This window comes from Burkholderia sp. SIMBA_062, from assembly GCF_046534765.1.
GTDB lineage: Bacteria > Pseudomonadota > Gammaproteobacteria > Burkholderiales > Burkholderiaceae > Burkholderia > Burkholderia ambifaria.
Genome location: NZ_JAWRYD010000012.1, coordinates 178,988 through 201,720, shown reverse-complemented (window position 1 = coordinate 201,720; position 22,733 = coordinate 178,988). Strand labels below are relative to the sequence as shown.

Sequence of the window (22,733 nt, the reverse complement as noted above, 5' to 3'; positions counted from 1 at the left end):
TCTTCCCTCTTCTCCCCGCGCATGTCAGCCTGCGCAAGCGGGGTGTTCCGAGCGAGAGGCAAGTCCCGCCACTCCTGGGACAGTGTGGCACCTTGGCGCCTGAAGAGTGTCGACCATGTGCGCCACCACGAAATCGACGAATGTTCGGATTTTCGCGTCGACGTGGCGACGCGATGCGTAAAGCACGTACACGGGAGTGCGCTCCAGTCGCTGTTCGGGGAACAGGCGCACGAGCGAGCCTTGGCGAATGTCGTCGATCACGCAGTGCAGCGGCAGCGCGGCGACGCCGGCACCCGCAAGAACGGCGAAGCGCGTGGCATCTACATCGTCGATGACGATGGGTCCCTCTTGGTTCGTCGATGCAAGCTTGACGATGTTGAGTCTCGCTTGGTGTTTGGACGTCGAAACGCGCGTCGGCACGGGCGTCAGCGCATGCGCGACCACCTGGTCGAACGTATCGATTCGGCATGTCCGGAGATACCTCGGTTCCGCGACCAGCACATGCTCGATCTGGCCGATTATCCGGCTCACGTTCCCGGAATCGGGCAGTGAAGCCGTGGGCACGATTGACACATCGACGCGGTCTTTAATGAGATGTGCGGTGCCGGGTATGAATGTCACATGAACCTTGACGCTCGGGTGCTGACGTTGATATTCGACGAGACATTGCGTGACGCGTCGGAGTCCGAGCTCGGGCGAGCAATGGACGTGTAATGTGCCGTGCGGCCGTGAATAGGCCCCGACGGCCTCCGCTTCCGCGTCGTCGAGATCGACGAGAACCCGCTTGCATCTGGCGTAATAGCGCTGCCCGGACTCCGTCAATGACAGGCTGCGTGTGGTGCGATTCAGCAGCCGCGTATGCAGCCGGTTCTCGAGCATCGAGACCGCACGCGACACGCATGCCTTGCTGTACTCCATCTGAACGGCAGCCGCGCTGAAACTGCCTGTTTCCACCACGCGCGAGAAGATTCGCATGCTCAGTAGCGTGTCCATTCATACCTCGCCTTCTGGGGGAGTGTCGACTGACCGACAGCAGGGTCCGGGATGGACGATCACGCGCACCAGGCTGCTGTCTCGCGATAAAAAGATAGCGGGATGCTCGCTCGCGCGCCATCGTACGTTTGGATGTGCGGATACCCGATGGGAACTTCAGTCTCATCCTCCTGTATAGCAGCACCGTTGATTTCAGTTTTGTCATCCGGATGTTCGAATGGCGTCAAGCCCGATCGTCACAATGGGCTCACTGGACAACGACTGCATCGGCTGACGTGTTTGCCGCGCGTCAACGATACGCACCCCCCTGCTTATGCGAGGTATTAGCGATGCATAACCCAATATCGACGAGCGCATGGCCAAGACCAAAATCCATCGAATCGTGCAGTGATGGTGGGAAAGGACCGACCGATTTCGCATACCTGTTAATACCTTCGTATAGTCGAGGCCAGCGGTTCCTGGCAGGAGCGCGTATCGGCGATGACGTTGCCGCGTCCGCCGCAAGTCTTTCTTCAGGCGCGATTGATCGTTCTCGCTGAGGCCCGGGGCGTGAGGGCGATCATTCGTCGCCATGCCGACAAGGCGTGGTGCGGGATGCGAGCCTTGATTCGTGAATTAAACCTCGATATGACCGACCTCACCCATCGATAAGTTCGAGCAACCCTTTGTACGGCTGGTGCGACGTTGTTCGTTTCGATACCTTGTATTCACCGCGCAGGTCGTGCGCAACGTTTCATGTTTCCGTCAGGTAGCTAACCATGATTTTTTTGTCATCGAGTCCTTCCAGGACCGCCGCCGATTTCAACGCGCTTGCCGACGCGCGCGTGTCGAGCCCTATCGCTGCCGAAACGACCTGGCGCGAGCCTGGGGCCGGTCGCGATATGGACATCGCGCTTTCGCGCTGGACGCGCAATGGCACCGAGACGCTCGAGGTGGCGAACGATTGCAGCGAGAATTGGCACTGCATCGGCATCAACCTCAAATGTACGGTGCTGACTTTTACCCACGCGGGGCGCACTCTCGTCCAGGGACGGTTGACGGCGGGCGCTGCGCAAGTCACGGCGCCGGGCGTCGCGTGCCGCGCGGTGTTTGACGCACCGAGTGACGTGCTGCATTTGTTCGCGTCGCAAGCAGTACTGGCCGAATGCTATGCCGACCTGTTCAATCGCGCTCCTTCGGCCGACATCGTCATCGACGACCCGCGTCTCATCCGGGATCCTGCGCTTGAGCGACTCGGTCAGGCACTGGCCGTGTCTCACACGCAGGACGCGGCGTTGGGCAAGGTTTTCGCCGACAGCGTCAGCCTTGCAATCGTGTCGCGTATCGTGGCCAGCCACTTCGCGACGAACAGGAGCGAGGTGCGCGGTGCGGCTGCGCTGCCGTCGTGGCGCATGCGGCGCGTGGTCGAGTTCGTCGAAGCGCACCTCGCCGACTCGATCGGGCTCGCCGACATGGCACAAAGTGTCGGGCTGACGCGGATGCACTTTGCCGCCCAATTTCGTCGAGCCACCGGATTGCGGCCGCACGAGTATCTGATGCGGCGGCGCATCGAACGCGCACAGCAACTGTTGCTCGAATCGCGCCACGGCTTGCTCGATGTTGCACTGGGTTGCGGCTTCCGTTCGCAAGCTCATTTCACTACGGTGTTCAAACGTTTCGTCGGAGAGCCCCCTTTTTGCTGGAGAGCCAAGGCAAATGCAGATAGATGAACGGGTAACAGCATTCCTTGCCGTGAGCGAGGGATTTCTTCGTGGCACTTACCGGTGCGATGGCCGAAACGCTGTCCATCAAATTTCGCAAGTGTCGCAGAACTGTATCGGCGCCGGGCCGCGTGCATCGAATGACGTTCGCGAGACTGCGGAGCGCGCTCGCCGATGTGACTACCCAGGCGCGCCCAGATAGCGCCTTGCGCGGCGCCGGTCGCGGCGCGCGCCCACCGCAGCGGTTCAACCTACGATGCAACGAGGACGACAATGAACTTCTCGACCGACGTGATGGCGATGGATCCATGGCAGCAGACGCTGAGTTTGCTGTCCCAACTGTGTCGAAACGATCTGCGACCGATCGTACCTGAGCCTGAGTCACTGCGTGGGCGTGTGGCTACGCATCAGGGCCGCTCATCAGAGGCAGGTTCCGGGCTTCGGGCTGTTTCGGTGAGATTCGTCGATCGTGTGAGCTCGACAGCCGTGACGATCGCATGGCGCGATTCCACGCACTGCTCGTATGGTGACCAGACCTGGCACGTGACACGTGCCCGCGCAAGCGGCGTGTGTGCACTCAGCGGTCGCCCGGTCCGGACCGGCGATGCCGTATATCAGCCGCGTGGCCGTCCGCGGCCGCTCAATGCCGGTGCGATGATCCTCGAGGCGGTGCTCCACGAAGCGGAAACAGATCGGTGACGCGAGCGACAATGCGGCAAGCAGAAGCTTCCAGCGAGCGGAAAATCCGCTTGCCGCGTGTCAGTTCGCGCTCTTTTGGACCGAACGATTAATTGAATGGAGCGTGCGGATTCCGATCGTCCTCGAACGCAAAGCGCGTCATAGCGGCGAACTACAGCGTGCCCACTGCAATCGCGGTGTTCCGTGTTCCATTCGCGATCAGGTCGAACAACGCCTGGCTACTGGGCGACAACGATCGACCTTTCGCCCAGACCATGTGGAGCGGCCGCGCTATTCTCATGTCGTCGACTTCGACAACGGCCAGCTCGCCGCGTCGCAATTCATCCGCGACGCTGAGCGTGGAGATGTAAGCAAGCGCGTGCTGGGACAGCAGCATCCGCTTGATGGCTTCGGTGTGGCTTACCGACATCAGCGGCTCGATCTCAAGCCCGGCGCTACGGTACGATTCTTCGATGATCGCGCGCGTTCCGGACCCTGGCTCGCGCATGATGACCGCCCTGCTCACGAGATCTCGCGCGCATACTCTTTTGCCCGCGAGCGGGTGACCGGCCGCGGCGATGACGGCGATTTCGTCGGAACCAATGCGTCGGGCATGGAGAATGGAATTGTCGAACGGTCCCTCTATGAAACCGATCGTGAAGGTCAAATCGTGTAATCCCGCTTCCACGCGCTCGGTGTTCGTGACCGTGAGGTCGATGGTGATGCGGGGGTAACGTGCGTTGAACAGCGCAATGGCTTCCGGCACGAAGAAAACGCCTAGCGTGCCGCTCGCGCCGATCTTCATGTGACCCGATCCAAGGCCGGCAAGCCCCGCGAGCTGTTTTTCGGCCGTATCCGCGAGAGTAAAAATGCGACTTGCATACTCGTACAGCAGCTTGCCACCTTCCGTTAGTGCCACACCGCGAGGCAACCGATCGAACAGCACGATACCGAGACGATCTTCAAGCTCGCGAACCTCCCGGGTGACGGCCGGCTGACTGACGTGCAGTTGCTCCGCGCCGGCGCTGATGCTGCCGGCGCGCGCGACTTCATAAAAGGCGAGAAGGTGAGTGAAGTTCATGGAGCTCGACAGGAGCGATAGCAGCTGCGCGCCGCGCTTACGGCCGAAGTGCTGAACGAGCGAGCTCGGCTGAACGGTGCGCGGTCCAAGCGTGTCAGCTACCGAAATAGGGATTGCAGAAGCTTGCCGGGCCGACGCAGGATGCGGACGCGTGCGTGGTTGCGTGAACGCGCTTGCCGCTTCCCGAGGTTCCGTCCGTCAACGCACTGCCGAAGCCGCTCCCCGCCTGCTGCCCGGCAGCAATCTTCGCTTCGGCTGCTTGAATGTCCACCGGATACTGCGGATCGTTTCCGGTCGCCGGGTTGTAGCCAGCACGCTCGACGCGGACCAGATCGGCGCGCACTTGTTCGCGCGTGAGCTGCGTGGAGCCCTGAGCGAAGCTCACGGCGGGAGCGGCGAAGGTGCCGATGACGATGGCGATACATGCGAGCGTTTTCATGATGAAGCTCCTTCAGTTGAGTTGAATGCGACACATCTTCCACTGTCGATCAATTTCGCGTTGGTCAACAGCGTGTGCCATTACCGGGTCTCGGTGGTGTGACCACTGTTCGCGAGTCGGTAAAGGAAGAATATCGGCGCGCCGCTCGCACGAAAAATGCGTTGTTGCGATGCTTGCCATAATGTAGTGGCATGGCGGTCGGCCTGTGTGATCGGCGATTCTCGAAGGGGCCGCCCGCGGCCTGTGGCCGCGATGGCGCCGGATACGCGATGAACTGGCCAGGCCCATAGAGCGGCTACCCCCCGATCGCCCGTGCAACTGCGAATGCGGCGGAATCCGGTCCTACCGTAGCTGCACGCACCACCTTCACGGGGACGGACTTGTACGCGGGCGTCCGGCTTTGCGGGTCGAACGCATCGAGCGGCACAAGCGGATTCGCTTCGGGGTAGTAGGCACCGCAACAGCCGTCCGGCAGCGAGTATTCGACAATCTTGAAGCCGCGCACGATACGTTCGATGCCGTCCGTCCAGAGGGCGACGATATCCACGCGCTCGCCCGGATGCAGATTGCGCCTGGCGAGTTCGCGCGGATTCATGAACAGCACGTCGCGCTGCCCGAATACGCCACGATATCGGTCCGAATGAGAATAGAGCGTGGTGTTGTACTGATCGTGGCTGCGCATCGTCGTGAGCATCAGCGCTTGCGCGTCGCCATGATCGAAATCTTCGTCGAGACCGTCGAAGACGAGAAAATTCGCCCGGCCCGTCGAAGTGGCCCACACCCTCTCTCGCGCGGTCGAAGCGAGATGAAAGCCGCCGGGTATGCGAATGCGATCGTTGTATGCGTGGAAGATCGGGAATACTGCTTCGATGGCGTCGCGAATACGATCGTAGTTGGCGACGAGGTGCTCCCATGGCACGCGGGAGACACTGCCAAGCGTCGCGCGGGCGATACCGGCGACGATCGCCGGCTCGCTAAGCAGCTGCTCCGACGCTGGCAGGTTGCGGCCAGCCGACGCATGGACCATCGACATCGAATCTTCCACGGTAATCGACTGGGGCCCGTCAGCCTGCATATCGATCTCGGTGCGCCCGAGGCAAGGCAGAATCAATGCGGCTTTGCCGTGCACCAGATGGCTCCGATTGAGCTTCGTTGCGATGTGCACGGTCAGATCGAGCCGGCCGATCGCCGGCTGCACGCGGACCCAGTCTGGTATGGCCGCGGCGAAATTCCCGCCCAGCGCGATAAAGACCCGTGCATGGCCGCGCATCATCGAGTCGATGGTCGCGAGCACATCATGACCGTGTGCAGCAGGCGGACGAAAGCCAAAAGTGCGCTCGATGCCATCGAGCAGCGCAGCGGTCGGCTTTTCGGTGATCCCGACCGTCCGGTTGCCTTGCACGTTCGAATGTCCGCGCACCGGACAGATGCCGGCTCCTGGGCGCCCGACGTTGCCTCGCAGCAGCGCGAGATTTGCGATCTGCTGTACGTTTTCCGTGCCGCGACGGTGCTGGGTGAGCCCCATCCCGTACACTAGGATCACGTTGTTCGCCGCCGCGTAGATGCGCGCGGCATTTTCGATGTCGGCCCGCGCGAGCCCCGACACCCGCTCGATGGCGTCCCATGACGTTGCTCGCAAATCCGTGACTAGCTCGTCGATACCTATCGTATGACCCGCGATGAACGTCATATCGAGGATTCGGGGCTTGTCGGCCGCGACGGCTGCATCGTCTGCCTCGACGATTGCCTTCATCATGCCCTTGAGCACGGCCGCGTCGCCGCCGACGCGGACCTGGTAGAGGAATGTGCTGATCGGCGTCGAACCGAACGTTGCCATTTCGAGCGGATCCTGCGGCGCGGTGAAGCGCTCGAGCGCGCGCTCGCGAAACGGGTTGAACGAGACGATCTTGGCCCCACGGCGAGACGCTGCATGGAGGTCGCTCATCATTCGCGGGCTGTTGGTCCCGGGGTTCTGGCCGAAGATGAAGATCGCGTCGGCCTGCTCGAAGTCTTCGAGCAGCACGGTCCCTTTGCCGACGCCGATCGACTGCGGCAGCCCGACGCTCGTGGCTTCGTGGCACATGTTCGAGCAATCGGGAAAATTGTTCGTGCCGAATTCGCGTACAAAAAGCTGATAGAGGAATGCCGCTTCGTTCGATGCGCGTCCGGACGTATAGAAATCGGCCTGATCGGGATGGTCGAGGGCATTCAGGGCATCTGCGATGGTCGAGAACGCGGCCTCCCACGTGACCGGTACGTAGCGATCCGACGTGGGGTCATAGGTCATCGGGTGAGTGAGACGACCGGCCATCTCGAGATCGTAGTCATCCCATGTGGACAGCTCTGACACGCTGTGTGCGGCGAAGAACTCGGGCGTGCAGCGCTTCGACGTTGCCTCCCATGCAACCGCTTTCGCACCGTTCTCACAGAATTCGAACGACGACGTATGTTTCGGATCGGGCCATGCGCAACCGGGGCAGTCGAATCCCTCCGGTTGATTCATGTGGAGCAGCGTCTTCGCGCCGGAAACGGGAATGCCCTGTACTGCGAGCGCCGCACCCGTCGCTTTGAGAGCCCCCCAGCCGCCGGCGGGTTCACTGTAGATACGAACGGTTTTCTTCCTGGCCATGTCGAGTTCCTCGATGGATTCGGGATCGATCTTGATGCGTTCGTGCGCGACGGTATTGCATCTTGGCGCCGCAGGTTTCGAATTCGCACGCAAGAATGCCGGTGACCGGAGTGCGCTGCTCGGAGACTTCCCGACAGGGCGCGGAAATGGCGCGACCCACGACTGGCGGTGGAGCGTTGTTGAAGCAAGCGCCGTCGACGATCTGTCTAGCGCGATGCGCTAACGACAGGCTTCGGCGAGGAACCACGCGCGCCGTTGAGCTTCGTCGATCCAGCTCTCGATCATGCTCGCCGTTGCGACGTCTCCGTGCGCTCCGCAGACAGCGTGCGCGGCCAACATGAACTGCGCGAGCAGCAGGTTGTCTCGGTGAAGTTCGCTCAGCATCGCGTCGGGGGGCACGTTCGCTGCGTCGTTATCCGCGAGTCGTTGGTGCCGTGCGATGTCGCCAATCGAACGCAACGTCGTCCCGCCGACCTTACGTACGCGCTCGGCGATGTCATCCGTGATCGCGAAGAGCTGGACACCGTGCTCGTCAAGCATCAAATGGTAGTCACGGAAATGCGCACCGCTCATGTGCCAGTGGAAATTCTTCGTCTTCAGGTAGAGCGCAAACACGTCTGCGAGTAACGGGTTGAGCGCGTCCGAGATCGCGCTGATTGCGCGTTCGTCGAAACTCATCGCGGTTTCGGAGGTGGCTTGGCGAATGATCTGGCGTGCTTTTGACATGAGGTGGCTCCTTTTCAACGCAAACGGCGGCATCACGATCGAAGCACTCGTGGCGCGTGGTGCCGTTGAGAACGATTCGAAGGCACCGCATGGGAGCACGACATGCCGGACAATCAGACAGTGCATGCAGCCGCTTCTTGGCGAGACTTGCGTCCGTTCGCGGCCTTCATGGCAGTCGCGATGGGCAGACGGAACGCAAGAATGTATGGAGAGATTGGCGATTCGACCGTTCCGGGATTTTTCCGTTCGCCCGTAACCACGTGAATCGAACGGCTGCAAAACCGATGTCTCGGCGAGCGACGCGACTCGGCCTCGACCTCGCGCGCGGCAACCGTGTATGCCGGGGCGATCGTGCGGAGCGGAAAATCCCGGTCCCTGTCAAAAGGAACGGGGATTCGTCGCTTCGATAATTGTTCCAGTGCGTGAGTTTTGCGGCCCGCGTCGTGGCCGCGAGGCGGCGCGTAACGTCGCTTCTACCGTGAAGGCTGGTTGGGAGCGACATCGCCAAGGAGAGTACGAAGATGGCAACGCTCGTATTGAAAGACGGAACCGAACTGTTCTACAAGGACTGGGGCTCGGGCCAGCCGGTGGTGTTCTCGCACGGATGGCCGTTGAACGCCGACGCGTGGGATGCACAAATGATGTATCTCGCCGAGCGAGGCTATCGCGTGATTGCGCACGACCGCCGGGGGCACGGCCGCTCCAGTCAACCGTGGGGCGGAAACGAGATGTCCCGTTACGCGGACGATCTCGCCGAACTCATCGAATATCTCGATCTCAAGGATGCAGTACTCGTCGGTCATTCGACCGGAGGCGGGGAGGTTGCCCGATATATCGGCCGTCACGGCACCACGCGTGTCGCGAAGGCCGTATTGATCGCGGCTGTGCCGCCGCTAATGCTGAAAACCGAGGCGAACCCCGGTGGCCTGCCGTTGTCGGTGTTCGACGATATCCGAAAGGGTGTCCTGGCGAACCGCTCGCAGTTCTTCAAGGACCTGGCGGTCCCGTTTTACGGCTTCAACCGCGACAATGCAAAGGCGACGGCCGGGACGGTGGATGCGTTCTGGTATGCGGGCATGCAATGTTCGATCAAGAGCGCGTACGACTGCATCAAGGCCTTCTCGGAAACCGACTTCACTGCTGATTTGCGAAGCATCGACGTTCCTACACTGGTACTGCAAGGCGATGACGATCAGATCGTCCCGCTCGATGATTCCGGTCGATTGTCGGCCGAGATCGTTCGCGACGCACGGCTGACTATTTACCCCAGCGCACCGCACGGCTTGTGTACCACGCATGCCGATCAGGTGAGCGCGGATCTTCTCGCGTTCATTCGCGCGTGACATTCCGGCTGCTCGACGTGTCGTCGGTCGACGCGAACCGGCGACGCACGTGACGAGTTCCAGATACCGGTGCACTTACCGCCGGTATCGGCTCGGCGACATCGCCAGCCGCCCGCCGCGCATGCGGCCCTCATCGCACCGACGGTGCGCCGAGATCCGGACATTCGATGCAATGCAGACGTGGAATCCTCATGCATGGCGGCAGAAGTGGGGTGCCACGCATACCGCGCGCGTGCGGCATGCGTACCTTCGTTTATCACAGGCTTGTACGGCCTTCGTTGCGCGGAAGCAGACGTGAGGTGGCGTCGTCGGATCGGAACGAGGCCGCGTTTTCCAAGCAAACGCGGCGACGATGGCGTCCGACAGCTCGGCATTGCGACGAACGACCGGTGCCGACCGGGACCGCGTGGAACTATACATATATATGATTTCCGCAAATAGCCGATTTCTCTATGATTGGGGGCGACAGGGCGGCCAATGTTCGGTCACCCGAAACGGAATTTCGGCCGGGGGCTCGGGTTTGCAGAATTATCCAATCGTTTCGATTGTTGACGATGACGAATCCGTCCGTGTCGCCACGTCCAGTCTCGTTCGCTCGCTGGGTTGGAGCACGAAACTTTACGCATCGGCGGAGCAGTTTCTGGCCTCCGACGACGTTCTGGACGTTTCGTGCGTTATTTCGGACGTGCAGATGCCTGGTATTTCAGGTCTGGAAATGTATCGACGGCTGCTGGACAGCGGCGTCACGGTGCCGGTCATTTTCATTTCGGCATTCGCGTCCGATGCCGTCGGTCGGCAGGCGCTCGATATGGGCGCGATCTGCGTGTTGAGTAAACCCGTGGATGGCGTGGAGGTTGCCCGCCATCTGGAATCTGTGAAGAACAGCGGCGCGAACCGGGTTTCGTAGCGCATTCCGCAAGCCAGGTATCCCCACTCGTATCGCCAACACGCGGCTGTGGGAAAACGAGATACAGACTGGTATTCCGTACGCTTCATTTCCTTCGAGCACTGCGAAACACGACGATGAGCAATCGGACAATTGGCAAGCCGTGGCGAGAAGACGCACGCGTGTTGTATACCCTGGCGGGTGCACTGGCGTCGCTCATTTTCATCATCGACGTGACGCCGCTTGATATTGCGATTGCAGTGCTTTACGTGGTGGTGGTGTTGCTAGTGGCGTCCGCGGGCTCCCGCCGGGCCACGTATGTCGCTGCATGCGGATGCGCGGGATTGACATTACTCGCGCTGGGACTATCGCATGACGAACGCTATTCAGGCGGCGCGCTCGCACGTTGTTGCGTAAGCTTGCTGGCGATAGGTACGACGGCACTTTTGTCGCTGCGCAATATCGCCAACACCGCGACCTTGCGTGAGCGATTGCAGTTGCTCGATCTCACTCATGACGCGATCGTCGTATACGACTTGCAGGGCAGGATCGCGTTCTGGAATCAGGGCGCGGAAGCGCTTTACGGCTGGACGGCCGAACAGGCGCTCGGTCAGCCGGTCCACGTGCTTACACAGACCGTCGCGTCGGTGCCGCTCGACCGCATTCACCGTACCGTACTCGAGTGTGGACAGTGGCAGGGTGAACTGCAGCGTGTACGCAAGGACGGGAAAGTGGTGATGATATCGAGTCGACTCGCGCTGTGGCGTGATGCCGGCGGAAAGGCGGTTGCGATACTCGCGACCAACAATGACATCACGGACCGCAAGCGCCTGGAGGGCGAAATGCGGCAGCAGAAAGATGAATTGCACGCGATGATCGACGCCATTCCAGCGATGGTGTGGAGCTCGGATAGTGAGGGCAAGATTGGCTATGTCAACAAGCGATGGACGGAGTTCGGCGTGTCCATGGCAGAACGTGAAGAGGATATCTGGCGTGCCGTCGTACATCCCGACGATCTGGTTGCGATGCAGCACGCATGGGAACGCGCTGTCTGTAACGAATCACGATTCGAGAACACCGTCCGGATCAGGCGCGAGGACGGTGTCTACCGATGGGTGCATGTCCGCGCGGCACCGCTTCGTGACGGGAGCGGGCGCCTCGTTCGTTGGTATGGGGTGAATGCGGACATAGAGGCACGAAAGCAGGCTGAGCAGGCATGGCGCCGCAGCGAGGCATTTTTATCGGGCGCGCAGCGGCTGAGCCATACCGGCAGTATTGCGATGCGACTTCCCGACGGTACGATGTGGTGGTCCGACGAGACATATCGCATCTTCGAACTCGGTCGCCACATGGTACCGAGCCTGCAGGCGATTGCATCGCGCGTCCACCCGGATGACATTTCCGTCGTTCGCAATGCGTGGAATCGCCAAGTCTCGGGTGCGTCGGCGCTTGACATCAAGTTTCGACTGTTGATGGCCGATGCCCGCATCAAACATGTCCATTACGTTGCGCATCCGATCCGACATCAAAATGAGATGGAATACGTCGGTGCATTGATGGACATCACCGAGCGAGTCGTCGCGCAGGAGGCGCTTGATCGATCGAATGCCGAACTGGCGCACGCGACGCGGGTAACGATGCTGGGCGAACTGGCCGCGTCGATCGCTCATGAAGTCACTCAGCCGCTCGCAGCAATTGTCACGGCTGGCGACGCCGCATTGCGCTGGATCGACCGGCCGGAGCCGGATCTACGCGAGGTACAGCAATCCGTTTCACAGATGATCCGCGACGCCAAGCGAGCGTCCGATGTCATCCGGCAGATTCGGGCAATGGCGAGAAAGCGTGCACCCGAACAGGTACTGCTCGACCTGAGCGACGTCGTGCGAGAATCGCTCGAACTCGTCGCGCGCGAGCTGGAGACCCAGCGGGTGGACGTTGAGACAGACTATTCGTCGTTACCCCAGCGCGTTTGCGGCGACCGCGTGCAATTGCAGCAAGTCGTCATCAATCTGGTGATGAACGCGATCCAGGCCATGTCGGGCGTGCCTCCGGGCGCGCGCCGCTTGCGGCTTCGTACTTACGCGCGCGATGGCCGCGCCCACGTGATGGTGGAGGACCACGGAGTCGGGATCCGGGACGAAGACTTCGCCCGGCTGTTCAGCGTATTCTTCACGACGAAGCGGGACGGAATGGGCATGGGCTTATCGATATGCCGGTCGATAGTAGAAGCGCATGGCGGCCGTATTTGGGCCGAGATGCCGGACCGCCCCGGAACGGTCGTACAGTTCGTATTGCCACTGGATGAGGAAACGTGTAATGAACCCTGACGCGCAAGACGCCGCCCAGCAATCGATCGTTTATGTCGTCGACGATGACGAGTCGATGCGAACAGCGGTCGACATGCTTCTTCGGTCGGTCGGGTTCCGCGTTGAAGCGTTCGCGTCGGCGCAGGAGTTTCTCGCCTTCGACAAGCCCGACGTCGCGAGCTGCCTGATTCTCGACGTTCGCCTGAAAGGCCAGAGCGGGCTCGCGGTTCAGGAGCAGATCGCCACCGCCGAGCTGCACCTGCCGATCATCTTCATGACGGCGTACGGCGATATTGCGATGTCGGTGAAGGCGATGAAGGCCGGTGCGATGGATTTCCTCGCGAAGCCGTTTCGAGAGCAGGACATGCTCGACGCGGTCACTGCGGCGCTAGAGCGCGATGCGCGATGGCGAAGCGAGCATCGTTCGCTCCTCGATCTGCGCGCGCGCTATGCAACGCTGTCTGCGCGCGAGCGCGAGGTAATGGCGCTCGTGGCGAGCGGCCTGATGAACAAGCAGATCGCGGCAGAACTGAATCTGAGCGAAATCACTGTGAAGATTCACCGCGGACAGGCGATGAAGAAGATGGACTCGCGCTCGTTGGCCGACTTCGTGAAGAAGGCCGAGGCGCTGGGTGTCGGCCAGCCGGCACAGGCCCCGGCGGCAGCCAGAATGCAGAGTAGCTAGCGAGCGTCGGGTCCTGACAAGCGACGACATTCGTCTGTTGGCCGCATAACAGGATCCTGTTTTTCCTTCGTAAACGGGAACCTCGTAGCCGATACGGCCGCGATTGCATGTCGCTGTTTCTTCTTCCAGGACGGTTCGCCGATCGTGCGGCGACAGTTCACACGGATACGATTATGCGCATTCTGATAGTCGAAGATGAGCCGAAGACAGGTGCATATCTGAAGAAGGGGCTTGAAGAATCCGGCTTCAGTGTCGACCTCGCGAAAGACGGTGCAGAAGGGTTGATGCTTGCACAGGAAGAGAGCTACGACGTGATCGTGCTCGATGTGATGCTGCCGGTACTCGACGGCTGGGGTGTACTTAAGCGATTGCGTGCCACGCATATGACGCCGGTGTTGTTTCTGACAGCGCGCGACGACGTACAGGACCGAGTGCACGGTCTCGAACTCGGCGCCGATGATTATCTGGTGAAGCCGTTTGCGTTCGTCGAGCTGCTCGCGCGTATTCGCACGCTAGCGCGTCGCGGACCGCCGCGGGAGATGGAGCGTATCGTCGTCGGTGATCTTGAAATCGACGTTGTGCGTCGCCGCGTGAAGCGAGGCATGGTCCGCATCGAGCTCACGCCGCGCGAATTCTCCCTGCTGCAACTGCTTGCGCGACGGCACGGCGAGGTGCTGACCCGAACGCAAATCGCGTCGTATGTGTGGGATATGAACTTCGATAGCGATACCAATGTCGTCGAAGTAGCGATCAGGCGTTTGCGCGCGAAAATCGACGAACAGTTCGAGGTGAAGCTGATTCATACGGTGCGTGGCGCTGGCTACTTGCTCGAACTGCAGGACACTGCGTGATGCTGTGGGTCGTCGATCGCACCGTCCGCGCGCCCAAGCGGCTAATTTTGCAAAGTTCGATCGGGGGTCACCTGAAGCGATCCGTGGATTTCGGAATCGTCATCTAACAGTCAGCGTATCGGTGGGGGCACGGTACGAGAATAGGTTGGTCGATTGCAGCGCCAACGCCATTCGCTGTGCAATCGCGACGCAATTTTCTCGACCTACGCCCAGGAGAGTTTCATCATGAACCGCCGACTCATCGCAGCAAGTGCGCTACTCTTTGTCGCGCTCGGTACGCCGGTTGCAGCGTTTGCGCAGATTCCGCAACATGCGCTGACGCGCGCGCAGGTTACCGCTGATCTGGCGCAGGCCGAGCGGGATGGCACCGTGCCCAATCCAAACTCGGACTACCCTCCCAGCGCCCAGGCGGCCGCCCGCCATCGCGATATGTACCCGATGGCGCCCGGTGTGCGGACAGCCGTAAGCGCGCCGACGTTCGTGTCGAACGCACGTCCCCAATAACTCGGGAGCATGGCTACCGACACTCCTGCGTCAGGATGCCGGTACGCAAGGTTCACCGCCGGCTCCACGCCGAATGAACGACGTCTGTGTCGGCGCCTTTGGGGTATTAGCTCAACTTATATGACGCTGCGCCCGTCCCGGCGAGTTTTCCGGCATCCACGATAAGGTATTCGGGGCGAATGGGCCGGCCTTCCAGATGGCACTGCAGGATCTCCAAGGTGCCTGCCGCATAGCGTGCCTGTGCGGACAGCGATGTGCCGGAGATATGAGGTGTCATTGCTTCGCTCGGCATGCGGCGCCACGGATGGTCGGGCGGCGCCGGTTGCGGGAACCACACGTCGCCGCCGTAGCCGGCGAGACGACCGGATTCGAGCGCTCGCACGACGGCGTCTCTATCGCACAGCTTGCCGCGCGCAGTATTGATGAGGTAAGCGCCCGGTTTCATATGCGAGAACATTTCGTCGTCGAACATATGTTCGGTGGTCGGATACAGCGGGCATTGCAAGTTGATCACATCGCACACCTGGACGAGGGACCTGGCGCTAACGTGGTAGGTGAGGCCGAGTTCGCGTTCGAGGTCTGCCGATAGGCGATGACGACTGTGGTAATGGAGATGTACGTCAAACGGCTTCAGTCGTCGAAGCACGGCCAGTCCGATACGCCCTGCCCCGATCGTTCCGAAATGCATTCCTTCGAGATCGTAGCTTCGCCTCACGCAGTCCGCGATGTTCCAGCCTCCGTTCGCCGCAAACTGATGAGCTGGAACGAAATTCCGGACGAGCGCCAGCACCGTCATGACGACATGTTCCGCTACGCTGATGCTGTTCGAGAACGTCTCCTCCGCGACGGTAATGCCTCGTTCTGCAGCAGCCAGGAGATCGACATGATCCGAGCCGATTCCCGCGGTGAGCGCGAGTTTGAGCTTGGATGCCTTCGCGATTCGCTCTCTCGTCAGATAGGCTGGCCAGAACGGTTGTGAAATCACTACGTCCGCGTCGGGCAGATGTTGGTCAAAGACGGAATCGGGGCTGTCCTTGTCGCTCGTCACGACCAGTTCGTGACCGTTTGCCTCCAGATACGGCCGAAGGCCAAGCTCGCCTGACACGCATCCGACGAGTTCGCCCGGAGAGAAGCCGAGCGGACCTTGAGGGGTAGGCAAGCGCTGTCCACCGGGATATGCGGCGATCAACGGGATGCCGTCACGAACGTACCGCGGCGGATAGCCGGACGTCGGATCCGGGTAGAGCACACATAGAACTTTTGCCATTCATCGTCTCCTTCTCGCGTTGACGGGCTACGCAGTGACGCGTCGTCGCAGATTAGGAGAGACGGACAGCGGTGAATTTTGTTATGGCACGGCTTTTCTCAAATTGCATGAAGTGCTCGCCGTGCTCCGAGGTCGCTCGCCCTTTGAGTGAGCCGATCGAGCCAAGTCACACGGCGTAATTCCGACAGTCGATGTCGCGGCGCGGTTACGCGAGCGACGCTGGAAGCGTGATGTGAAATGTTGTGCCGGAAGGTTCTTCGGGGGTCGCCCTCAGGTGTCCGTCATGGGCTTGAACGATCGAATGAGCGACTGATAGCCCGATGCCCATTCCCGTATCCTTGGTGGTGAAGAACGGCTCAAAAAGCCGTTCCATATGTGCGGCCGACATACCAGGGCCCGAGTCCTTCACCTTTATGTCTACCATGCCGTCGTCGCTGCACGATGTGGTGATCGACAGCAGCCGGCGCCCTTCGTTGACGGCGTTCATCGCTTCGATCGCGTTGGCGACGAGGTTGAGTACGACCTGCTGCAGTTGTACGCGATCGCCTGTCACGATCGGAGCGGGCGCGGCAAGCGTCGTCTCTACGCCGACGCCATTTTTCTCCGCATCGCGGCGAGTCATAAACAGAACTTCGAGTATGGCATCGTTGACGTCCACCTGCTCCTTTCGAACCGGGGATTTGCGCACTAGGTCTCTGATGCGGTCGATGATGTCGCCGGTTCGCAAGGTATCACGCACGATCAGTTCGAGGGCCCTGGCTGCTCGGTCGACGTTTGCGGGGCGAGCAGACAGCCACCGTAGCGCCGCGTCTGCATTCGCGGACATCGCGGCGATCGGTTGCTTCACTTCGTGACTGATCATCGCCGTCAACTGTCCGACGGTCGATACACGGTTCGCGTGGGCGAGTTCCTGCTGCATTTCGCTGAACCGGATTTCGCTGTCTCGCGCGCGTGCCTCCGCACGCTTGCTTGCGCTCAGATCGAGAACGAAGGCGACCCCTTGATCGCCGTCGGGCGAGAACATCGCGGCGCCGACAAGGACAGGCGCACGGCTGCCGTCCTTGCGGAAATACTCTTTTTCGATTGGCGCAAGCACGCCGGTCGCGCGAAGGACCGGTTCGTGGATCTGGAAGTCGACCTGAATCCATTCAGGAGGTGTGATGTCCCGCCAGTTCAGCTGGCGATGACGGAACTCCTCGCGACTGTAGCCGAGCAAGTCGAGAAAGGCGCTGTTCGCGTCCAATATCGTGCCATCCAGCGCGTAAATGAAGATGCCGATGATGTTGGCGTCCACGAGGCGCCTGATTCTGGCCTCGCGGTCGGACAGCTCTCGATACAGGCGTGCGTTCTCCAGCGTGATGGCGACCTGCGAAACGAGTACGCCGAGCGCCGCCAGCCGGGTGGGCGCGAATACGCCCGTGGAAAGCCTGTTTTCCAGATAAAGCGTACCGACCAGTGTGCCGCGACGGATAAGAGGAATGCATAGAATCGAGCGCACTCGATGTGAGACGGTGTATGCATCGGTCGCGCATATTGGATCCTTCGATACATCCGGTATCGACAGGACTTCCCGAGTCCGCATGACGTAGGTGATCGTCGCCGTCGGGAGCCGCTTCGGATCGAGCGGTGAGCTTCCCTGCCGAATGCATACTGCTTCGCCTTGGACCGTCGCCTCGGCCTGTATCTCCGCGGGTCCCTCGTCCGCGGTGAGAATCAGAATGGCGCGATCCGCGCCAGAGTGCGTCAGTGCAGCCCGCATGAACGTATCGACTACGTTTTCGAGAACGATCTCGGACGAAACGCGCTGCGAGACGTCGATCAGCATCCAGTAGTCTATCTCGCCGGCTGTGGACCGCGTCGTCTCGTGCGCGCTGCTGCCACGCGCGTCGGTGCCTAGGTGCGGGTATGTGTCGTCGAGTTGCCGGACTTTCCCCAGCGCTCCCCAGCGCATATAACCGTAACGTGCATTGCGTAAGTAGGCATCGCTGACGATCGCGAAGCCACGGGACTGGTAAAAGCGCGCAGCCAGTTCGCTCGCAATCGCTTCCTGATGCGGAAAGTCGCTTGCGCGTGCGGCACCGATCGCCTGTTCATAAAGCCGCTCGGCGTCGAGTATGCGGGATTCGATGCGAGCGATCTCCGCATTCACGAGTGTTGCTCGATCGTCGAAATTGCGGGGAAAGTGGTTCGCCAGTACGTTGAGTTTCGCTTGGTGCCGAGCCAGTTGCTCCAGCCGCCGAGCACGCTTCTCCGGTGTCATCTGCTCCAGTGTTGCGGCCAACGTGAGCGCGGCGTAGAAATGGAACTCCGCCTCTTCGAGGAACATCGAAGAGGTCCACATCAGGGCTTCGGCGCGGAGCAGAGACTCGAGAGCGGCGTCGTGGTCACCCGCCAGATAACGTGCTTGCATTTTTCGCGTCCAGTACCAGCACTCCGCGATGGCAAGACCGCGGCGATGTGAAAGACGGGACTCAAATGCCTGTTCATTGAAATGCTCGCTGCAGAATGTCCCGAGCCTTTTCGTCCGCCCTCGCAGGCTGTCGATGAACGCGATTTGTGTCGAGATGATATCGACGACCAATCCATGTTGAGCGTTCCGGGCGAACGCAAGACCGCGTTCCGCTTCGGTGTGAACGGTGAAAAGGGGGGCGCCCGCGAACAGCAACACCGTGTTCAGACAATTGAGGGAGTACGATGCGTACAACAGATCCCCGGTTTTGTTTGCCGCGGAAAACGCGTACCTCAACGTGTCTTCGGATGCGTGAACATGCTCTATCCAGCACTTCGTAAAGATTGCGAACACCATCGACGTGCTGGCATGGAAGCGATGTTGAACATTGCGTTCGGCAATGCGATAGCCCGCATGGCTGAAGCGAATCCCGAGGTCGAAATCACCGAAACGCGGACCGGAAGTCCGGGTCAGCGTGCCGTAAGCAACGCAGGACGCGTCACAGTTTCCACTGGTCAGGCTGAGGTTGATCGCCTTGCACGTAATCAGCGAGTTGAGATTGAAATCGGTGAAGCATGCTGCGGACAGCAGGCGCGTCAGTACCTCCAGCGTAGTCAACGCTAGCGGGTCGACCATGGCTGGTAATCCGGCGATGTCATCGACCGTCAGGCTGGCCGCACGTCGGTGGAGTTGCGCATATTCGTCTTGCACGTCCTGATCGGACGGATGTGCCGACGATGTGATACCGACGCAACGCAGATAATCGAGCGCGACGGCGATTGCGTCGTCGCTTTGATCGAGCGCCGTGTACACGTCCATCCGTTGTACCGTGACGCGACCGCGCGCGATCAGGTCTAATCCTTGTATCGGCAACGCTGCCAGGCGCCGTTCCGCCAGCTCGAGTTGTCCGGTCAGGAATTCACATTCGGCAAACTCGAGTTCGAACTCGAAATGGATGCCGGCTGGGGCGTTGGTTGGTATAGCGCTCAGTAGCGCCGCACCGGCACTGAAGTAGCGCAGCGCGGTATCGTACGCGGCGGATCGCTTCGCTCGAATGCCGGCTCGCAAATTGAGCGCCGCGACTTCGTGCCGTTCTTCCGCCAAGATGAGTTTGTCACCGGCGCGATTGAATTGGCCGACGATTTCAAACAACAGCCCTTCGTCGGTCCCTTCGGCAAGATGCGGTAACAGGCGCCGCGCAGCCATCAGGTGCATTTCCGCGCGCGAGCTGACAGGGATGAGCGAATATGCTGCCTCGTGAATCCGGTCGTGGGCGAATCGATAGATATTTCCAACGCGTTCGACGAGTTGTTGCCGGATGGCGGCCTGAAGCTCGCCGTGCAACGTTTCTTCGGTGGTTTGGCGCACGATCGCCAGATTGCAGGTCGTCGCTGCGCTGCCCAGGCAGGCAAGGTCGCGGAGTGCGGTGTTGCAGTTTGGTGGAAGCCGGTTGAGCCGGATAGCCATCAGATCCGCGACGTTGTCCGTATAGCGGGCGCTCCGGACGTCCTGAACGTTCCACGACCAGCGTCCGGCGGCCGGATCGATGACAAGCACGTTCTCTTCCGCGAGTGCATGCAGGAACTGAACGACGAAGAACGGGTTGCCTGCCGTCTTCGAATATACGACTCTCGCAAGCGGCTCGACCAACTTGTCGGTGGAGTGCAGGATGTCGCGAAGAAGTGGCGCGACATCCTTGGCGCTCAATGGCAACAGGTCGATTTCATGAACTGCGATTCCCGCCGCTTTGGCGGCAGAAATCTTTCGCGTCAGTGGGTGATCGGCATCGACTGCGTTGTGACGATACGCACCGATCAGCAGCAGGTGGCGCATGTCGGAATGGTGCGCGATATGTTCGATGAGATCGAGCGTTGCGGCGTCTGCCCATTGAAGATCGTCGATAAAGAGCACAAGGGGAGGGCTCAGCTCAGCGAACACCTGTACGAGGTCCCGCAACACCCGTTGAAATCTGACCTGTGCCTGTTGCGGCGGCAAATCAGCTACGCCGGGTTGCTTGCCTATCAGCAGTTCGAGATCCGGCACGAAATCCGTGACGAGGCGTCCGTTCTGCCCGAGTGCGTCCAGCATCGCGTCGCGCCACCGGTGTACGTCGTCTTCGCCTCTGGCGAACACGGACTTGATCATGCCTTTCAGCGCAAGCGCCACCGAGGCATACGGTACGTCGCTGTTGTACTGGTCGCACTTTCCGCTGGCGAAAGTCCCTTGAAACGTGCCTACCGCGGTTTGCAGCTCGCGCGCGAGACACGATTTGCCGATACCGGCATAACCGGAAATCATCACCAGTTCAGTCGATCCCGCGAGCATGGCCCGTGAAAATGCGCCGGTCAGTCGCGCCAGTTCCTGGTCCCGACCGTACAACTTCGCCGGTCGGGAAAGTCGCTCGGGCAGATCGGCGATGCCCAGCTCGAACCGAGATATCGTCGCGGTCGCTGACCACTCCGCCATGCATCGACGCAGGTCGCGCTCCAATCCTGTCGCGCTTTGATAGCGTTCGCCGGGGCATTTTTCGAGCAGTTTCATGACGATCGCCGACAACTGGGGATCTACGAGTCCGTGGCGCAGATGGGGCACTACGGGCGTGCGCGACGTATGACTGTGTATCCACTCCATCGGGGTGGTTGCGGAAAATGGCAGTTGCCCGGTCAACATGCGATAAAACACGACACCAATGCTGTACAAATCGCTGCGCGCATCGATCTGCCAATTCATGCGGCCCGTTTGCTCAGGCGCCATGTAGGGCATGGTGCCCGCAATGACTTCAGGGTGCTCTGCCATCTCGGGACGATCCTGGCCGCTGAGCGCGATCCCGAAGCCGGTGAGCCGCACACGGCCGCCGGCTTCGTCAACGTACAGGTGAGCGGGCTTGAGGTCGCGGTGAACGATCTTGGCGGCGTGCATATGGCCGACTGAGACGACGATCGGGAGGGCAATATTCAGAAAGCGTTCAGTATCCAGCGGCTCACTCAATAGCTGCTCGAGGCTGACGCCGGCGGAGTTTTCAAGAATGAGCGCGACGCTGTCGCCTTGCCGCTGCAATTCGAGCGGGCGCAACGCCCACGCACCATCCAGCTGGTCGCGCATCCGGTATTCGTTCAATAGATGTTCAACGGCGATCGTGTCAGATGCACCGCGTCGCGGCCGGACGACGACGACCGGGATGCGCCGCCCTTCGGCATTCGTGAAGCATGCGCGGGAGTGAGAGATGCCGTCGTCTTCGGGGATGATGGAGGGGGCGGTATCGGTCATGCCGGCAATCGCTGTTCCGGGAGAAGGGTATAGCTGACGGAGCCGTTCATGACGACCGGCAACGCCGGCGATCTGGCGCCGCGCCGTCACGATCGCCGCGGGTCGTGATCGTTGCGCGCTCAGGCCAGTGCGGCCAGACGCTCGTCGCGGCTGATCAAACCCAGCGCTTCCGCTTTCAGTACGAAATCGGCAATCGACGGCGACTTCATTTTCTTCATTGCTTGCCCGCGGTGCAGCTTGACCGTGATTTCGCTCAGGCCAAGTTCGGCCGCAATTTGCTTGTTCAGCAGCCCGTTGGCGACCATCGTCATGATGGTTCGTTCTCGCGGCGTCAATGTGTCATAGGACGCGCGCAATATCGCCATTGACCTTTCGGACGTGCGGCGCTTGCAATCGGACTCTAGTGCGCGTGTCACGGCGTCGATCATGTCTTGTCCGCGAAACGGCTTCGGAAGAAAGTCGACGGCACCAGCCTTCATCGCCTGAACCGACATGGGGATATCTCCGTGCGCCGTCATCAGGATCACGGGTAAGCGCATGTTCCGCACGATGTGCTCCTGCACGGCGAGTCCGCTGTGCCCCTTCAAGCGAACATCTAGGACGACGCAACTCGGTCGGTCCGGCAAGTCGGCGGCCAGGAAGCCGTGCGCACTGTCGAACGAAACGACATGCAGGCCGACGGAATCGAGCAACGTTTCGACAGCTTCGCGCACGGCACTATCGTCGTCTACTACGAAGACGACTGGATCCGTCGTACCACCATTCATGTCCGTCATCATCGCTCCGCTGCTGAGATCCGTAGAGAATTGCCTTTGATGCTTCTGCTTAATAATCCGGTAGGCCGGTTCATGAACCACCACATTTTAGAGCGAAACATATCGCCGGTACCAACAAAGGTCGGCTTGAACGGACCGGGCCGGGTGGTGGCG

Annotated in this window: 17 protein-coding genes; 9 read left to right on the top strand and 8 right to left on the bottom strand. The window is 60.6% G+C overall.

What is annotated here, in order from left to right; all coding sequences use genetic code 11:
- Positions 1-24: 24 nt before the first annotated feature.
- Entirely contained in the window at positions 25-993 is a 969-nt protein-coding gene (locus tag SB786_RS15890) for a LysR family transcriptional regulator (protein ID WP_410728263.1), read from the bottom strand.
- A gap of 758 nt (positions 994-1,751) precedes the next feature.
- On the opposite strand from SB786_RS15890, the gene SB786_RS15885 reads away from it, so the two are divergent.
- Together SB786_RS15885 and SB786_RS15880 are read left to right on the top strand one after the other, a co-directional pair.
- A complete protein-coding gene (locus SB786_RS15885; RefSeq protein ID WP_410728262.1) occupies positions 1,752-2,702 on the top strand; it encodes a helix-turn-helix domain-containing protein in 951 nt (316 codons plus the stop codon).
- Positions 2,703-2,966: 264 nt separating this feature from the next.
- Positions 2,967-3,392 carry a DUF3331 domain-containing protein gene (locus tag SB786_RS15880; RefSeq protein WP_410728261.1) on the top strand — a complete coding sequence of 142 codons (426 nt, stop codon included), beginning with the start codon at positions 2,967-2,969 and terminating at the stop codon, positions 3,390-3,392.
- A gap of 151 nt (positions 3,393-3,543) precedes the next feature.
- On the opposite strand, the gene SB786_RS15875 is transcribed toward SB786_RS15880, so the two are convergent.
- From SB786_RS15875 to SB786_RS15865, 3 genes are all read right to left on the bottom strand, one after another.
- Positions 3,544-4,452 carry a LysR family transcriptional regulator gene (locus SB786_RS15875; protein ID WP_410728260.1) on the bottom strand — a complete coding sequence of 303 codons (909 nt, stop codon included), beginning with the start codon at positions 4,450-4,452 and terminating at the stop codon, positions 3,544-3,546.
- Positions 4,453-4,546: 94 nt separating this feature from the next.
- A complete protein-coding gene (locus tag SB786_RS15870; protein WP_410728258.1) occupies positions 4,547-4,891 on the bottom strand; it encodes a DUF4148 domain-containing protein in 345 nt (114 codons plus the stop codon).
- A gap of 295 nt (positions 4,892-5,186) precedes the next feature.
- Positions 5,187-7,520, bottom strand: a complete 2,334-nt coding sequence (locus tag SB786_RS15865; protein WP_410728257.1) for an FdhF/YdeP family oxidoreductase — start codon at positions 7,518-7,520, stop codon at positions 5,187-5,189.
- A gap of 13 nt (positions 7,521-7,533) precedes the next feature.
- Here SB786_RS15865 and SB786_RS15860 point away from each other — a divergent pair, with 13 nt between their 5' ends.
- On the top strand, positions 7,534-7,743 hold the full coding sequence (locus SB786_RS15860) for a hypothetical protein (RefSeq protein ID WP_410728256.1): 210 nt from the start codon (positions 7,534-7,536) through the stop codon (positions 7,741-7,743).
- Here SB786_RS15860 and SB786_RS15855 read toward each other — a convergent pair.
- Positions 7,740-8,246, bottom strand: a complete 507-nt coding sequence (locus SB786_RS15855; protein WP_410728255.1) for a Dps family protein — start codon at positions 8,244-8,246, stop codon at positions 7,740-7,742. The genes SB786_RS15860 and SB786_RS15855 overlap by 4 nt on opposite strands.
- Before the next feature lie 521 nt (positions 8,247-8,767).
- Here SB786_RS15855 and SB786_RS15850 point away from each other — a divergent pair.
- The 6 genes from SB786_RS15850 to SB786_RS15825 all read left to right on the top strand — a co-directional run bounded on the left by SB786_RS15850 (position 8,768) and on the right by SB786_RS15825 (position 14,821).
- The gene (locus SB786_RS15850) at positions 8,768-9,589 is read left to right on the top strand and encodes an alpha/beta fold hydrolase (protein WP_410728254.1); all 822 of its coding nucleotides are present in this window, start codon (positions 8,768-8,770) and stop codon (positions 9,587-9,589) included.
- Positions 9,590-10,109: 520 nt separating this feature from the next.
- Positions 10,110-10,496 carry a response regulator transcription factor gene (locus SB786_RS15845; RefSeq protein ID WP_410728295.1) on the top strand — a complete coding sequence of 129 codons (387 nt, stop codon included), beginning with the start codon at positions 10,110-10,112 and terminating at the stop codon, positions 10,494-10,496.
- A 116-nt stretch (positions 10,497-10,612) separates the two neighbouring features.
- A complete protein-coding gene (locus SB786_RS15840) occupies positions 10,613-12,802 on the top strand; it encodes a PAS domain S-box protein (RefSeq protein WP_410728253.1) in 2,190 nt (729 codons plus the stop codon).
- The gene (locus SB786_RS15835) at positions 12,792-13,466 is read left to right on the top strand and encodes a response regulator transcription factor (RefSeq protein ID WP_104013243.1); all 675 of its coding nucleotides are present in this window, start codon (positions 12,792-12,794) and stop codon (positions 13,464-13,466) included. Before SB786_RS15840 ends, SB786_RS15835 begins: the two co-directional genes overlap by 11 nt.
- A 173-nt stretch (positions 13,467-13,639) precedes the next feature.
- Positions 13,640-14,317, top strand: coding sequence for a heavy metal response regulator transcription factor (locus SB786_RS15830; RefSeq protein WP_410728294.1), 678 nt, complete (start codon positions 13,640-13,642; stop codon positions 14,315-14,317).
- Positions 14,318-14,542: 225 nt separating this feature from the next.
- Positions 14,543-14,821 carry a DUF4148 domain-containing protein gene (locus SB786_RS15825; protein ID WP_410728293.1) on the top strand — a complete coding sequence of 93 codons (279 nt, stop codon included), beginning with the start codon at positions 14,543-14,545 and terminating at the stop codon, positions 14,819-14,821.
- Between the two features lie 106 nt (positions 14,822-14,927).
- On the opposite strand, the gene SB786_RS15820 is transcribed toward SB786_RS15825, so the two are convergent.
- The 3 genes from SB786_RS15820 to SB786_RS15810 all read right to left on the bottom strand — a co-directional run bounded on the left by SB786_RS15820 (position 14,928) and on the right by SB786_RS15810 (position 22,580).
- Positions 14,928-16,088, bottom strand: coding sequence for an NAD-dependent formate dehydrogenase (locus SB786_RS15820; protein ID WP_410728252.1), 1,161 nt, complete (start codon positions 16,086-16,088; stop codon positions 14,928-14,930).
- A 205-nt stretch (positions 16,089-16,293) separates the two neighbouring features.
- Complete coding sequence (locus SB786_RS15815) at positions 16,294-21,804, bottom strand: AAA family ATPase (RefSeq protein WP_410728251.1); 5,511 nt, start codon at positions 21,802-21,804, stop codon at positions 16,294-16,296.
- A 119-nt stretch (positions 21,805-21,923) separates the two neighbouring features.
- On the bottom strand, positions 21,924-22,580 hold the full coding sequence (locus SB786_RS15810; RefSeq protein WP_410728250.1) for a response regulator transcription factor: 657 nt from the start codon (positions 22,578-22,580) through the stop codon (positions 21,924-21,926).
- Positions 22,581-22,733: the final 153 nt, after the last annotated feature.